At 47.2% G+C, this 14,844-nt stretch carries 16 protein-coding genes; 10 read left to right on the forward strand and 6 right to left on the reverse strand.

The window, feature by feature from the left end; all coding sequences use genetic code 11:
* The first annotated feature begins 72 nt into the window (after nt 1–72).
* From AUL54_RS14465 to AUL54_RS14495, 7 genes are all read left to right on the forward strand, one after another.
* Nucleotides 73–1,341: an MFS transporter gene (locus tag AUL54_RS14465; protein WP_060964303.1), complete on the forward strand. Its 1,269-nt coding sequence runs from the start codon at nt 73–75 to the stop codon at nt 1,339–1,341.
* Nucleotides 1,342–1,508: 167 nt separating this feature from the next.
* A complete protein-coding gene (locus tag AUL54_RS14470; RefSeq protein ID WP_060964304.1) occupies nt 1,509–1,889 on the forward strand; it encodes a hypothetical protein in 381 nt (126 codons plus the stop codon).
* A 13-nt stretch (nt 1,890–1,902) separates the two neighbouring features.
* Nucleotides 1,903–2,580, forward strand: coding sequence for a stress responsive protein LiaH (gene liaH, locus AUL54_RS14475; protein WP_047477575.1), 678 nt, complete (start codon nt 1,903–1,905; stop codon nt 2,578–2,580).
* Nucleotides 2,581–2,685: 105 nt separating this feature from the next.
* Nucleotides 2,686–3,555 carry a LiaG family protein gene (gene liaG, locus AUL54_RS14480; protein WP_060964305.1) on the forward strand — a complete coding sequence of 290 codons (870 nt, stop codon included), beginning with the start codon at nt 2,686–2,688 and terminating at the stop codon, nt 3,553–3,555.
* A 28-nt stretch (nt 3,556–3,583) separates the two neighbouring features.
* Complete coding sequence (gene liaF, locus AUL54_RS14485) at nt 3,584–4,315, forward strand: cell wall-active antibiotics response protein LiaF (protein WP_060964306.1); 732 nt, start codon at nt 3,584–3,586, stop codon at nt 4,313–4,315.
* Nucleotides 4,312–5,394, forward strand: a complete 1,083-nt coding sequence (liaS, locus tag AUL54_RS14490) for a two-component system sensor histidine kinase LiaS (RefSeq protein WP_060964307.1) — start codon at nt 4,312–4,314, stop codon at nt 5,392–5,394. Before liaF ends, liaS begins: the two co-directional genes overlap by 4 nt.
* Complete coding sequence (locus AUL54_RS14495) at nt 5,372–6,004, forward strand: two-component system response regulator LiaR (RefSeq protein WP_060964308.1); 633 nt, start codon at nt 5,372–5,374, stop codon at nt 6,002–6,004. The genes liaS and AUL54_RS14495 overlap by 23 nt, the downstream gene beginning before the upstream one ends.
* Before the next feature lie 43 nt (nt 6,005–6,047).
* On the opposite strand, the gene AUL54_RS14500 is transcribed toward AUL54_RS14495, so the two are convergent.
* Genes AUL54_RS14500 through AUL54_RS14510 form a run of 3 tightly spaced genes read right to left on the reverse strand, consistent with a single transcriptional unit; the run spans nt 6,048 to nt 9,674 of the window.
* Nucleotides 6,048–7,160 carry a Ger(x)C family spore germination protein gene (locus AUL54_RS14500; RefSeq protein ID WP_060964309.1) on the reverse strand — a complete coding sequence of 371 codons (1,113 nt, stop codon included), beginning with the start codon at nt 7,158–7,160 and terminating at the stop codon, nt 6,048–6,050.
* Nucleotides 7,157–8,257, reverse strand: coding sequence for a spore germination protein (locus AUL54_RS14505; RefSeq protein WP_060964310.1), 1,101 nt, complete (start codon nt 8,255–8,257; stop codon nt 7,157–7,159). Before AUL54_RS14505 ends, AUL54_RS14500 begins: the two co-directional genes overlap by 4 nt.
* The gene (locus AUL54_RS14510; RefSeq protein ID WP_060964311.1) at nt 8,232–9,674 is read right to left on the reverse strand and encodes a spore germination receptor protein GerAA; all 1,443 of its coding nucleotides are present in this window, start codon (nt 9,672–9,674) and stop codon (nt 8,232–8,234) included. The genes AUL54_RS14505 and AUL54_RS14510 overlap by 26 nt, the downstream gene beginning before the upstream one ends.
* Nucleotides 9,675–9,790: 116 nt before the next feature.
* On the opposite strand from AUL54_RS14510, the gene AUL54_RS14515 reads away from it, so the two are divergent.
* Entirely contained in the window at nt 9,791–9,976 is a 186-nt protein-coding gene (locus AUL54_RS14515; protein ID WP_003151806.1) for a YvzF family protein, read from the forward strand.
* A gap of 67 nt (nt 9,977–10,043) precedes the next feature.
* The gene (gene fumC, locus AUL54_RS14520) at nt 10,044–11,432 is read left to right on the forward strand and encodes a class II fumarate hydratase (protein WP_060964312.1); all 1,389 of its coding nucleotides are present in this window, start codon (nt 10,044–10,046) and stop codon (nt 11,430–11,432) included.
* A gap of 36 nt (nt 11,433–11,468) precedes the next feature.
* Here the strand turns inward: fumC and AUL54_RS14525 are convergent, their stop codons facing one another.
* Nucleotides 11,469–12,344: a TetR/AcrR family transcriptional regulator gene (locus AUL54_RS14525; RefSeq protein WP_060964313.1), complete on the reverse strand. Its 876-nt coding sequence runs from the start codon at nt 12,342–12,344 to the stop codon at nt 11,469–11,471.
* Between the two features lie 178 nt (nt 12,345–12,522).
* On the opposite strand from AUL54_RS14525, the gene spxO reads away from it, so the two are divergent.
* Entirely contained in the window at nt 12,523–12,687 is a 165-nt protein-coding gene (spxO, locus tag AUL54_RS21240; protein ID WP_101605372.1) for an anti-adapter protein SpxO, read from the forward strand.
* A gap of 27 nt (nt 12,688–12,714) precedes the next feature.
* Here the strand turns inward: spxO and AUL54_RS14530 are convergent, their stop codons facing one another.
* A complete protein-coding gene (locus AUL54_RS14530) occupies nt 12,715–14,070 on the reverse strand; it encodes a two-component system sensor histidine kinase CssS (RefSeq protein WP_060964314.1) in 1,356 nt (451 codons plus the stop codon).
* Complete coding sequence (locus AUL54_RS14535) at nt 14,067–14,744, reverse strand: two-component system response regulator CssR (RefSeq protein ID WP_016937981.1); 678 nt, start codon at nt 14,742–14,744, stop codon at nt 14,067–14,069. The genes AUL54_RS14530 and AUL54_RS14535 overlap by 4 nt, the downstream gene beginning before the upstream one ends.
* Nucleotides 14,745–14,844: the final 100 nt, after the last annotated feature.

Genomic DNA, 14,844 nt, shown 5'->3' on the forward strand with positions numbered 1-14,844 from the left:
TGCATTATTGACTGAAAAATTAAAAAATGAGATATTATAAGAAACATTGTAAAAAAATGGGGGATTTGATAGATGGATACAAATCATAAGAGCGAGAGCATCTGGAATAAAAATTTCACCTTTCTGTTTATCTCAAGGCTTGTTAAATTGTCGGGAGACGGTTTTGCCTTTAATTCCATTCTCTGGTTTTTGATTTTTGACGGTGAAGGGGCGATCGGCACGGCGCTGTTAATTGCGGTTACGTTCCTTCCGGAGGCGATGCTGGCGCCGATTACCGGGCCTTTTATGAAGCAGCATACGCTGAAATTCTGGATGTATTTTTCAGACCTCACGCGCGCGGCGGTCGTGTTAATCATTCCGGTCTGTTATTTTAACGGTTTTTCTCCTTTATGGTTTGTGATGCTTCTTATGATTGTGCATTCAGCCACCGGAGCCGCTTATAATCCTGCATCTATCTCTTTAATCCCCAATATTGTCGGAGAAAACAGCCTGCAGAAAGCGAATGCGGTCATCCAGTCATCAGGCCAGATCGTCAGGCTTGCCGCCGTTACGCTGAGCGGAGTGTTTTTAACATTTATCAGTCCCGCCTATTCTTTGTTTATCGCACTTATATTCTATCTTCTATCAGGTTTTCTCGTACTCTTTATGTCATACCAAGTTCAGCGTGACAAACCGGATACCGCCGCCGTCAGACAGCGCGGGACGTATTTCGGAAGGCTTAAACGGGGTTTTGTGCTCGTCCGAAAACACCAGATTTTATACCCGCTCGCCATCTATTGTATTTTCATGAACTTTGCGGCCGCTCCGTGGGAGGCGCTTTCCGCCGTTTACGTCGCTGAAGATTTACATATGCCGCCGATCATTTACTCGCTTCTGAAAGCGACAGGCACGGGCGGAGCCTTTTTAATGGGTTTTATTTTGGCTAAGGTGAAGGTGAACAAATACGGTCTCCTGTTTGTGTCAGCGGGAATCATAGAAGGGGCGGCATTTTTCATCACCGGCATCAACACGTTTCTGCCGCTCGTCTTCCTTGCGGCGTTTGCGTTCGGTTCCGCCGTCAGCGCCATAAATGTGCCGGAGTATACCATCATTCAAACGTCTGTGGATCATGATGATCAGCCGCAGGTCTATGCCGTCATCCATATGATCTCCAACATATCCATTCCGCTCGGTGCGGTTCTTTGCGGATATGCGGCTAACGCCTTCGGGCCCGGAAAAGTCATTGCCGCCGGCGGTCTCGTTGAAGTCCTGTCAGGTCTCGGGATATTGTTCTTTACGAAGCTTGCCAAAGCGGAACGCACTGATCTCATCAAGGAAAAAGAAGCGAGCATCAGAATATAGCATTCTTGTAAAACGCCCTGCGCCGTCCGGTGCAGCGGCGTTTTTTTGATGTTAGGGTCGGGGGGCTTATACGACTCCGGTCTGATATGAAAATCAATCTCTGACTCGTTTTGCCGGCCGCGGGATTTGTTTATAGTAAAGACAAGGAAATCGAAAGGAGGATCTGCATGAATATAAATATAAAAACGGCAGGCGGCTTTCTGCTGATTGTGTTCGGACTTTCTGTCTTTTTCGGAGGAGGCCACTTCGCGTTTATCATCCCGCTGGCGATCGGAGGCCTGATGCTTTACTGGGGAATCAAACGTTTTTCAAAAGGCCGGGCGGTATCCGGTATCATCGCGGGCGTCATCGGAGCTATGATTCTTGTCGGCTCTCTGCCATTTATCGTTGCTATCGGGCTGGCTGGCGCTATGGTGTATTTCGGCTGGAAGATGATGAAGCAGGGCGGCTCAGACACCGCTTCCCGCCAGTATGAACCGGAAGCGTCATCACCGGGCTATCAATCAGGCTTTGACTCTGAATGGGAAGAATTTTTGAAGAAAAAATAAGGAGGAAGACAAAATGGTCTTAAAAAGAATAAGAGATATGTTCGTCGCATCTGTTAACGAAGGGCTTGATAAACTAGAAAATCCGAAAGTTATGCTGAATCAATATGTGCGTGATATGGAAAGTGACATCGCCAAGGCGAAACAAACGATTGTCAAACAGCACACGATCGTCCATCAGTTTAAGAAAAAACAGGAGGACGCTTCCGAAACGGCGGCAAAGCGGAAAAATCAGGCTCAGCTTGCCTTTGACGCCGGGGAAGAGGAGCTTGCGAAAAAGGCTCTGACTGAAATGAAATACCTTGAGGGAAAAGCGGCCGAACATGAAAAAGCGTACGAGCAGGCGAAAACACAGCTGGCCGAGCTGAAAGAACAGCTGGAAACTCTGGAAACGCGTCTTCGCGACGTAAAGGATAAAAAACAGGCGCTCATCGCCCGCGCCAACGCGGCAAAAGCGAAGGAACATATGAACGCTTCTTTTGACAAGATTGACAGCGAAAGCGCCTACAGAGAGTTTCTCCGAATGGAAAACCGCATTGAAGAAATGGAAGTCCGCGTCAAATACGGCACTTCGGCTGAGGCGAATACAGAACACAGCCGCTCGCAATATTCGGACGAGGTCGAAGCTGAGCTTGAAAAAATGCGCTCGCTTTCTCTGGAAAAAGCAGAGCATCAAAAAGCGGCTCATGAATAATGTGCACAAGGGAAGGTCGGCGCTTTTACGCCTCTTCCCTATACGCACGTATCAATTATCCGGCTTTTCCTTTATAATAAAATGAATGAAAAAGGATGGAACGTAATGAAGCGTAAGATTGCCAAAGGGCTGATGGCGGCGCCCGTTCTGATCTGCTGTCTGTTTTTGGTGAAAGAAGTGTTTGCCGGGCGTTTGTTTCTGCTGTACGAAACAGAATCGGTATCGGCAAGCGTGCCGCCTCATGCCGTCAAAAGCCTGTCCGTTTCGTCGGAACAGACGGATGTGAAAATCATTGCGGAAGAGCGGAATGACATCGCGGCAAACATGACCGGACCGGCGGGGAAAATGTTTGTCCAAAGCAGGGGGAAAACCCTCAATCTCAAAGCGAAGGAGAAAGGATTCCAATTTTTGAATCTCTTTCAGCGTCCTCTGCTGATTGTCCGCATCCCGTATGAGTATCATCAGGACATCACCGTCCAAACATCAGGCGGAAGCATTTCCGTTGACGGAAACAAGGGGCTGTCTCTTGCGCATTTCGGCGTCCGTTCTGTAAGCGGGAACATATCGCTGAAGCATGTGAAGACGGATGTGTTTAAAGCGAAAGGGCTGTCGGGCGATCTCGAAGCAGCCGATCTTGCGGCTAAAACGGCGGAAGTCCGCTCATCCTCAGGACATACCGGGCTTCATCATGTGACGGGAGCCCTTGACGTGAGGGTCGCTTCCGGCAGTGTCGACGCCTCGCTTGAGACAGCGAACGCTCCCGTATCCGTCAGGCTTGCGAGCGGCAGCGCAGCCATCAGCCTGCCGAAAGACGGGAATTTTACAGTAAACGCCGAAACGGCAAGCGGAAGGATTCAGCCGTCCTATTCCTTTGAGAAAACGAGTAAGGAAGGCGGGACCTTCACCGGCATGAAAGGCAGCGGCGCCAGGCCGATAGATATAAAAGTGACGAGCGGCAATATTGCACTGCAATAGACAAGGAAAGGAGGGGCAAGCAGCTGACATGGCAAAAAAACAGATTCTCGGACTTATCATCGCCTTATTAGGCGTCAGCATGTTTTTACGTATTATCGGCATCGGCGACTTCCTGTTTTGGCCGCTCTTTTTTCTGATCACAGGCTATATTTTTAATAAATACTCCCGCGGCTGGCTCGGCTCCGTCCTGTATATCTTTGCCGCTTTTTTATTTTTGAGAAACCTGTTCAGCGCCACCTTCAGCCTGTTCGGCTATGCCTTCGCCGCCTTTCTCATTTACGCGGGCTACAGGCTCCTGAAAGGAAAGCGCGTATTTGAGCATAAAGAAAAGAAAATCAGCCTTGAAAAAGAAGAGCAGCCAAAGCCTGCCGTACAGCCGGAAAGCAGACAGCCGGATCTCCGGAGCTTTTTTATCGGCGAGCTGCGCATGATGAAGGACCCGTTTGAGCTGAATGATTTAAATGTTTCCGGATTTATCGGTGATGTGAAAATTGATCTCTCAAAGGCGATGATACCTGAAGGAGAAAGCACGATGACAATCAGCGGCGTCATCGGCAATGTTGATGTGTACGTCCCGTCCGATATCGAAGTGTCCGTCAGTTCATCAGCTTTTATCGGCGATATGAACCTGCTCGGTTCTAAGAAAAGCGGCATGAGCACGAATCTGTATAAAGTGTCTTCTGAGTACAGCGACTCGCCGCGGCGGATTAAAATATCAATTTCTCTATTCATCGGCGATGTGGATGTGAAGTATTTATGAAGAAAAAATTACTCGCCAATATTCAGTGGCGCGCCATGCGGATGACCGCGGGGCTCAGTCTGCTCCTTTGCGCGGTGTTTATTGCGCTGATGCTGTTATATGACGGGCTTGATCCGATGCTTTTGTTTTCTTCCGGCTGGTTCGGTATTCCGTTTGTGGTCATCCTGCTTTTGGCGTCCCTTTCGGCCGGACTGATTTCCGGTTATGTATACGGCGGCCGTCTGAAAACAAGAATGGATACACTGATTGAAGCGGTTTTGAAATTTGAAAACGGCAATTTCGCTTATCGGGTTCCGCCGCTCGGTGATGATGAAATCGGTCTGGCGGCAGACCAGCTCAACGAAATGGCCAAGCGGGTCGAGCTGCAGGTCACATCGCTGCAAAAGCTTTCCAACGAGCGGGCGGAATGGCAGGATCAAATGAAAAAATCGGTCATCACTGAAGAACGCCAGCGGCTGGCGCGCGATCTGCACGATGCCGTCAGCCAGCAGCTCTTTGCCATTTCTATGATGACATCCGCCGTCTTAGAGCAGGTGAAAGATGCGGATGACAAAATCGTCAAACGGATTCGCATGGTTGAACATATGGCGGGTGAAGCGCAAAACGAAATGAGGGCGCTGCTATTGCATCTGAGGCCTGTCACGTTAGAAGGAAAAGGCTTGAAAGAAGGGCTGATTGAGCTGTTAAAAGAGTTCAAAGCGAAGCAGCCGCTTGATATTGAGTGGAATATCAGCGACACGGGTGTGTCAAAAGGCGTTGAAGACCATCTGTTCCGAATCGTACAAGAGGCGCTTTCCAACGTTTTCAGGCATTCAAAGGCGACCAAGGTCACTGTCAGACTCGGCGCGAAACATCAAAAACTTCAGCTTAAAGTCATTGATAACGGGGCGGGTTTTACAATGGATCAAGTCAAAGCGTCCTCTTACGGTCTGCATTCCATCAAGGAAAGAGCGAGCGAAATCGGCGGCATAGCGGAAATTATCTCCGTGAAGGGAAAAGGCACGCAGATCGACGTGAAAGTCCCGATTTACCAGAAAACAAAAGGAGAGAACGACAGTGATTCGAGTGTTACTGATTGATGATCATGAAATGGTCAGGATGGGTCTGGCCGCGTTTTTAGAAGCACAGCCGGACATTGAAGTCGCCGGTGAAGCATCAGACGGACAGCAGGGTGTCGATCTGGCCGCCGCGCTTTTGCCGGATGTGATTTTAATGGATCTTGTCATGGACGGCATGGACGGCATCGAAGCGACAAAACAGATCTGCGCCAAACTCGATGACCCGAAAATCATCGTGCTGACGAGCTTTATTGATGACGATAAAGTGTATCCGGTAATCGAAGCGGGAGCGCTCAGCTATTTGCTGAAAACGTCCAAGGCGGCGGAAATAGCCGAAGCCATCAGAGCGGCTGCCAAGGGCGAACCGAAGCTTGAATCGAAGGTGGCGGGAAAAGTGCTGTCAAGGCTGCGCCATTCAGAGAATCAGTTTCCGCATGAAACGCTGACAAAGAGAGAACTGGAAATCCTCTGTCTCGTCGCGGAAGGCAAGACGAATAAAGAGATTGGGGACGAGCTGTTCATAACGATTAAAACGGTGAAAACCCACATCACGAATATATTGTCAAAGCTTGATGTCAGTGACCGCACGCAGGCCGCCGTATATGCCCATCGCAATCATCTCGTGAAATAAAAAATGGAGAGCGGCGCTATGCACACTCTCCCCGCAGGACAGGTCATTGGGACATTCCTTTTGTTCCGAAATCTCTGACGGCGACTTTGACTTTGTATTCAATATCTGATTCACTGAAATGACGGTCCCAGTCAGAGGCCACCTTTTGCCATTTATCGGGGTAATGAATACGGACCTGATCGCCTAACCCGGTAATATCCACTTTTAAATCATGCTGCAGATAATCGATAAATGTCATGACATCAGAATGGATGCTTCGTTTTACCGCGTTTTTGATTTCATTTATATAGGACTCCTTGAAGGAATCTTCTTTCGGGTTCCAATCCTCAGACAGGCGGCCTTCAACAAACCGGGTGACGATAAACTTGAATTTCCCGTTTTTGTATTGTGTTTTCACATCATATTTGCTGGAAAATACCTCGAAGGATAAATAATAATTGTCATGCTTTGCAAACGTGACGCCTCCCTTTACCGTGCCTGTGAACAGGTTCATATTCTGGACTTGTAAAGGCGTTAAATCTGCATACCAGAATTTATTTTTTATAATGGTTGCGCCCCAGATTTCCAGCCTGCTGCCCACTTTGCGCACTTGAGGCAGGACAAAGGTCTCGTTCTGGGCGATTTTCTCGGATATATCCCCTAATGTCACAGGTTCCATCATCCGTATGGTGACGGAATTATTTTCCGTTAAGTCATAGATGGTATTTGACGCAGGCTCCCCCTGGTCGGTGACATTGAAAATATCTTTCGTTTTATCCGGCACCGTCATCACATTGCAGCTTCTTCTCGTTCCGCTGTCTCTGACAAACTGGTTCATTAATGCGTCAAACGGGATGTTGCCCTTTAACAGCGCTTCGGAAAACAGCATGATGCGCAAGTGCTGGGAGAAAGAGGGATGATTTTTTAACGATGCCGTCCTTAAGGCTTGGTGAACGGTTTCCCCGGAAGTGGAAGTCACCTTTGTCGGATTGCTTGATGTCGACTGCTGGGAACTTGCTTTTTGCGGGATCAGAATCTGCTGCGTCACTTCCACGTTTTCTTCCTCAGGTTTATCGAGCCCGACTCCGATAACGAGGCTCAAGTCTTCTATATTACGGCTGTCCCAGCATCCCGTCAAAAGCAATGAGCAAAGAAAGATTACGATGTATTTCTTCATTGCGCTTTTTTCACCTTCCTTTTCACAGCGACGACTGCAAACATCAGTAAAGGCAGCAAAAAGAAACCTAAGAAGATATAGCCGAGAATATCACTGAACATCATCAGCTTGTTGGCGTCCTTTGGCATCAATGACCCTAAGAATGTCGCAATCCCTACGAAGATGATGCCTTTTTTCTGCTTCAGCCCGAAAATTTTATGAAGGCCTGATGTCGCGAAATATCCGTACGATACATAGGTGGCGAAAAATTGGATAATCCAGACAGCAAGTAAAAAGGACTCGAACCGTTCGATAAAAAGCCCTTTGATTTCAAATGATTGAAAGAGCGCGATCGTAGGCCAGATCATTGTTTTGACATCCTGGGTGGTTAAGGCGCCGACGACGAGCACGTAGGTAATGATGTATAAAATAATCGGGATGCCAAAGCCCATGGCCGACATGCGGAACATATGCTGTTTATTTTTAAGGTGCTTGGGGAGAAACAGCATAATTTCAATGCCCAAGAAGGAAACAGAAATGACGGTCAAAGAAGCCATAACGGGAGAAAATCCCTGACCGAGCACCGGCTGCAGGTTGTCTATATCAAATATTTTAAAACTGAAGGAAAACAGCACCAGCAAAATAATAATCGTAAACGTCAAATAAAAAGGAAAGAGCCTGCCGATATCATTCATGCCGCCGATAATCAAATAAACGGAACAGGCGATAAAGATAAACAGCGTGACCGGCACGGGCGTTCTTTCCAATAAAAAGAACTTGACCATTTCCGCCATCGCCCGGGCTTCAAAGCTGGCGACTCCTATAAAATAGAGACAGATCGCCAGGTTGACGATATTTCCCGCCCATTTGCCGAGACCTTCATTCATATAATCAAAAAACGATCCATACTGATGTTTTTTCATAATGAGCGTATTGAGATAAATCAATAAAATAAAGATGACGCCTTCCAGACATAATGTGATCCAGCCGTCCGGCGAATTTGCCCTTGCTGACAGCGACCGGGGCATGGTGAGGAGCCCCGCACCGAGCATCGTGTTGGCAATCAATGCCGTCCCTTGATAGTTTGTAAGTTTATTGTGAGTTGTTTTCTGGCTCATTTACGTTTTTCGCCTCTTTTGGTTGATTTTTAATAGGGAGACGGAGAATGGAGTGTCTTGCGTTTTTTAAGCTGAAAAACCCATTTGGCGAGAAATACGGAGAACCGAAGCTTCGCTGTCTCGATAAATGAGTGTATATCGCCAGCATAAATAAAATCATGCCGTACAGCCCGAATGCTGCCGCAGCAAACATTGAAATGAAACGAAGCACACGGAATGAAAGCCCCATTCCGTACTGCGGCACCGTAAATGAAGCGAGCGCGACAATGCTGACCACGATGACCATGATGGAACTGACAATATTTGCTTCAACGGCCGCCTGGCCGATGACGACTCCGCCCACCAGTCCGATCGTCTGGCCGAGCGGGTTAGGGAGCCTCAAACCCGCCTCTCTCAGCAGTTCTATCGTAATTTCCATCACCATCGCTTCAATGATGGGCTGGAAGGGAACGTTTTCTCTGTTCGCCGAGATAGTGACTGCAAGCGGCGTCGGCAGAAGCCCTTGGTGAAACGAGACGAGGGCGATATAAATGGCTGAAAAAAACAGCGTGATAAAAATAGACGTAAACCGCAGCGCCCGAATGAGCGAGGCGGAAATCCACCGTTCATAATAATCGTCGGGAGACTGCATTAAAATGCCTAAAGTAGCCGGAACCACCAGCGCAAACGGTGAGTTGTCGACAAGGATGGCGACGCGGCCGTTAAACAAGGCGGAGGAGACTTTATCAGGCCGTTCCGTATTTTGTATTTGCGGAAACGGCGAATACTTATTATCCTCAATAAGCTCTTCAAGCGTCCCCGAATCCTGAATGTCGTCCAGCTTCACTTCGCTGAGGCGTTTTAAAACATCGCTGACGACAGACGGGTCAGCCTCATCATCTATGTACATGACAGTGGCGTATTTTAACTTGCTTTCTCCGAGCGGAACCTTTTTCGTTTTCAGCTTCGGATGGTTCGTCCGCTGCCTGATCATGGCGACGTTTGTATCAGAATCCTCGATGAAAGCGGTCTTAGGCCCTCTTACAACCTTTTCGGAGGTAGGTTCTGTCACGCTTCTTTTTTCTCTTTTTCCCGTGGAAAGAATGTATACGTTGTCAAGGCCGTTAATAAACACGGCGCATTTCCCCCGCAGAATGGAAGTGACGGCTTCTTTCGCCGCAGTGACGGGACGGGCGTCAATCTGATCAAGACGTTTCGTCACTGCCTCCAGCGTCAGGGTGTCTTCTCCCTGCAGCAGCGTTTCAATCGCTTCTTTTATTTTGTCTTCATCGTTCATTTCACTCAGATACATATAATAAAAAACAAGCCCGTTCGGAAGCATCTTTTTATTTTGGACCAGGTCATCGTTCGGCTCTAGGTGGGGCAGCACCATAGCCAGGTTTATGTGTATGTATTCCTTGAATTCCGATTGCGCCATCAACTGTCACCCGCCTTCCATTCCTTAATTGAGGTTATCTTTTCCTGTTAAAAAAATGATATACTATGATAAAGTAATTAATGGTACAAGTTTTTTTATGAAAGCGGAGGAGAGATGTGGCACAAGTCAGACTGGCAGGAAATGCCGAAGAAATAGAGCAGCTCATCAAATCATTTGAAGCGCATTACGAAGTAGCTTACACGTCGAAGGAATACCGAAAAACAAATCCGAAGTACAAATACTCTAAGGATTCGCGCGTCTATCTTGAGCTGAAATTAAAAACGGCCAAGGCCGAAAAATAAAAAGGGTTTCATCGGTTACTGGCGAATAATACTCAGGGTGAAGCAACTGTTATGGAGGGATACATAAATGGACTACAGAATTGAAAAAGACACCATGGGAGAAGTTAAAGTTCCGGCAGATAAATTTTGGGGCGCTCAGACACAGCGCAGCAAAGAGAACTTCAAAATCGGTTCAGAAAAAATGCCTCAGCGTGTTGTGAAGGCGTTTGCAATTTTAAAAAGAAGCACGGCGATCGCTAACGAACGCCTCGGCAATTTAGAGTCTGAAAAAGCACAGGCGATTGCCGCTGTATGTGATGACGTATTAAACGGCAAATACGACGATAACTTTCCGCTCGTTGTCTGGCAGACGGGAAGCGGCACACAAAGCAACATGAATATGAACGAAGTGGTGGCCAACCGCGCGACTGCTTTATTGAAAGAAAAAAATTCTGATCTGAAGATTCATCCGAATGATGATGTCAACCGCAGCCAAAGCTCAAACGATACATTCCCGACGGCGATGCACGTTGCGGCGGCCCTTGCCGTATATGAGCAGCTCGTTCCGGCCCTTGATCAGCTGCGCGCGACACTTGACGAAAAAGCGAAAGCGTATCAAGACATTGTGAAAATCGGACGCACGCATTTGCAGGACGCGACTCCGCTGACACTCGGACAGGAAATCAGCGGCTGGGTATACATGCTTGACCGTTCGAAAGAAATGATTCTTGAGTCAACGGAAAAAATCCGCGCGCTTGCGATCGGCGGCACGGCAGTCGGTACGGGAATCAACGCCCACCCGCAGTTCGGTGAATTCGTCGCGGAAGAAATCACAAAAGTAACGGGGCAGACATTTAAAAGCTCGCCTAACAAATTCCATGCGCTGACAAGCCATGATGAAATCACTCACGTTCACGGCGCGTTAAAAGCATTGGCTGCCGACCTGATGAAGATTGCCAACGATGTCAGATGGCTGGCAAGCGGCCCGCGCTGCGGAATCGGCGAAATCGTCATTCCTGAAAATGAGCCGGGAAGCTCTATCATGCCGGGCAAAGTCAACCCGACGCAAAGTGAGGCGCTGACAATGATCGCCGCGCAAGTGATGGGAAATGACGCGACAATCGGATTTGCGGCCAGCCAAGGAAACTTCGAGCTGAACGTCTTCAAGCCGGTTATCATTTATAACTTCCTGCAGACAGTGCAGCTTCTCAGTGACGGAATGAATTCCTTCCATGACAAATGCGCTGTCGGTATTGAGCCGAACCAGGAAACCATTCAGGAAAACCTTTCTAACTCATTAATGCTTGTCACGGCGCTTAACCCGCACATCGGTTATGAAAACGCCGCAAAAATCGCCAAGCTTGCCCATAAAGAAGGCCTGACGCTGAAAGAAGCGGCATTACAGCTGAACCTTCTGACAGAAGAACAATTTAATGAAATGGTGCGTCCGGAAGATATGGTGCACCCGAAAGCATAAACAGAAAGAACGGCTGCAGTCATTGCGGCCGTTCTTCTAAATAAACTGTTGTTTCAGTAAAAATCTGAGCTGTTCTGCATCTTCAGCCAGCAGGTCGGATTCCTTCAAATTCAGAATCATTCCTTTGATGATTGCCGGTTTCGGCGACTTTTTCTTCATTTCCGCTTCAAGAATATCCAAGCTCTCGGTGTATTCAGATGCTTGCGGCTTGTCCATCGTGCTGATATGCGCACGGAGGGTCTGCAAGATTGATTGGCTTAAAGGATCGGGCTTCCCGTTATGAAGGGGCCCAAACAGTGAGCTTGCCTCATCAAGAGAAATTAACGCTTCATCATGTCTGTCCGCCATTCCGTTTACGATGTCATCAATTCTGTGAATCACGGTATTTGCGAGAAGCGCAGGCTGTACAGACCGGCCGGTCAGAATGAGATATTCAAGATACATCTGACTGATTCCTTCTATTAAAAAACAAAGCTCGGCGGTGTAGGGTTCGGCTTTTTCTCCGTAAATAGCAAGAAGACTGTCGATATGAAACTGCAGGATCGACCGGCGGATTCTCTTTCCGCACTGCGCCACTTCTTCGGTATAAGGAAGTGAACCGTCTTTCATCTGCACGGTAATAAAATCTTTATGGGCGAGAATCGATTCATAAAACACCGCAAGCTGTTTTTGATAAGCGGCTCTCGGGCTGTCACCCTCCGTTTGGATCGTCGTGATTCGGGTAAACGTTTTATCATAGTAGTAATTCAGCATGGACAGAAGCAGTGCTTCTTTGGAAGGAAAGTGAAGATAAAAAGCGCCTTTTGAGATTTTGCATTCATCGGCGATTTCCTGAACCGATGTTGATTTGTACCCTTTTCGGGCAAATAGTTTAATTGCTGCTTCAATAATCAGCTTTTCTTTTTCCTTCAATGGTTCCACCCTTTCGGAGCCAGGAGGCTGGCTTGTGCTTCACGTGTGTGACTATATGGTCATATTGATATTCTGTAAATTTAACCTGATTGTAACTTGTTTTTTTGTTTTGTTTTATTTATATTATATAGTGAGCTGACCGAATGGTCAAAGTTCTGGCGAAAGGGTGAATCTGAAAATGAAAGAATTAGATGAAATGATCAGCCGCTTGCGAAACAGAGGAATTAAAGTCGAAAAGGTGAAATATCCGAAAAAGACTATTTGTGAAAAGAAATGGGTTCATCAATGCCGAAAACCGCTGAAAACAAACTACAGAGATTTTAACGGCTACTCCTTCACATAAAAAAAGACTGCAATGAAACACTACAGTCTACTTTGGTATGATAATCCGATAGATTACACCCGATTGGTCATTTTCAATTGAAATTGATGCTTTATGCAGGGTTAAAATCCGTTTTACGATGCTGAGTCCTATGCCGAACTCGCCTTTCTTCCCTTTATTAAAAGGCTCGTACAAGCTGGATAGCATCTCATCCTCAATCGGAGGCCCGTCATTTTTAACCGTCATGACAATCTGCTGCTGATTTTGGCTGATCTGAATGTGAATCGCCGTTTCCGCATAGCGGATTTGATTTTCAAGAATGTTTTCGAGGAGCTTGCCCCATTGTTCCGGATCACCGGGCATCATCAATACATCTTCTGTTTCAACGGTCCACGATAATTCCTTCCGGGCCCATTTGAGCCGCTCAATGACTTCTTCCGTGACTTTCACAAGGTCAAATGTCTCATGGTGCACCCGCTGCTTCATTAAATAATCAAGCTTCGTTAAATATAATAAATCCTTAATTTTCTTCTCAAGCTTTTCTGCTTCGCCTTCAATGACATCAATTGTGTTTTTCAGGTCCCCCTTAGGAAAAATCCCGTCCTTTATGGATTGAGTATAGCCCCTTATCACCATGACAGGCGTTTTTAAATCATGAGAGATATTTTGCAGGAGCGTTCTTTCCGTTTCATCCTTTTGCACCAGCTTGCTCCGCATGTCTTCAATGGTGTGGCCTAATTTTCCGATTTCATCTTTTCTGTCGACGATGACCGGATCATCCCAGTCCTGTTCGGAAATCCGTTTGACATGCTTCTCTAAGGAGACGAGCGGGCGCGAGAGATATTTGGCAAGCCAAATCGCCGGAATCCAGCTTAACAAAATCACGCCGGCAATGATAAAGAGCAGCTGCTTGAACAGGGTGTATGACAGATCATCACGGTAAGAATCAAGCGCATATGACAGCATCATCGCATCCTGACCGTTAATGGTGAGGCCTTTTTTAATGACGAAAAACACTTTTTCCCCGCCAATGTCCGCGCTGTATCGTTTCGTGACGCTGTGCTGGCGGCCCGCGAGCTTGTACACTTTATGGATAAAGGAAGAAGAAAAGTAGTTTAAATCTTTGTCGCTTGCCGATTCCTCCCGCTCCGGCAAAAGAACGTGCTGAACGGATCGGAAAGTCGTCGGAGCGGTCGCGTCCTCACTGTAATATCCCCGCTCGATCGACCCGGGCAGCCGGTACTCCGTCAGCACATGCTGTTCATTTTCAATGGTCGTGTACGTTTCATCCGTGAAAAAATCCCGAAGCGTATTTGAGAACAGCACGAGCAGCAGAATCGAGATGGCTAAAAGGATACCCGAGATGACCACCCAAATTTGAAAAGCAAGCGGCTTATTTTTCATGACGTCATCATCCTGTAGCCGAATCCATAAATGGTTTCAACCTTTAAGCCGGGCATTTTTTTCCGCAGCCTCCGCACAAGATCATCGACCACCCGGTCAGTGCCGAAATAGTCATGGCCCCATATTTTCAGCAGGATATCTTCCCTGGAAAAGGGGTGTCCTTTATGGTGAAGAAATAAAAGCAGCAGATCAAATTCCTTAGACGTCAAATTGACCAGGCTGCCGGTTTCGTCATAAACCTCTCTGGCATCTTCGATCACATTGTAGGTGGAAACGGTGAGGCCGGTTTTTTTGGGAGCGGGCTGTTCTTTATATACAAGCTCCAGCAGTTTCTGAACCCGTATAATGAGCTCTCTCGGCAAAAAAGGCTTGGCGATATAATCATTGCTTCCAAGCTCTAACCCGAGAACTCTGTCAATATCGGCATCCCGGGCGGAAATGAAAATGACCGGCACATCGGGATCTTTTTCTTTTATTTCTTTTATCAATGTATAGCCGTCCGTATCCGGCAGCATGATGTCAAGAATCCACAGGTGGGGAGACGGCTGCATCTGCTTTCTGGCTTCTTCGCCTTTTGTGAAAGATGTAATGTTCCAGCCTTCATTCTCTAAATATTTTGTGAGCAGTTCATTCAGGTTATCCTCATCTTCAACTAGATAAATGGTGTATGACAAGGCAGTTCACATCCTTTCAACGTCATTATACTAGTTTTAACACACTCAGGCCGCATTTTCATAATTTCACATATTCTTTTCATTTTTATCCCACAATGTT

This window comes from Bacillus sp. SDLI1 (assembly GCF_001553895.1).
GTDB lineage: Bacteria > Bacillota > Bacilli > Bacillales > Bacillaceae > Bacillus > Bacillus siamensis.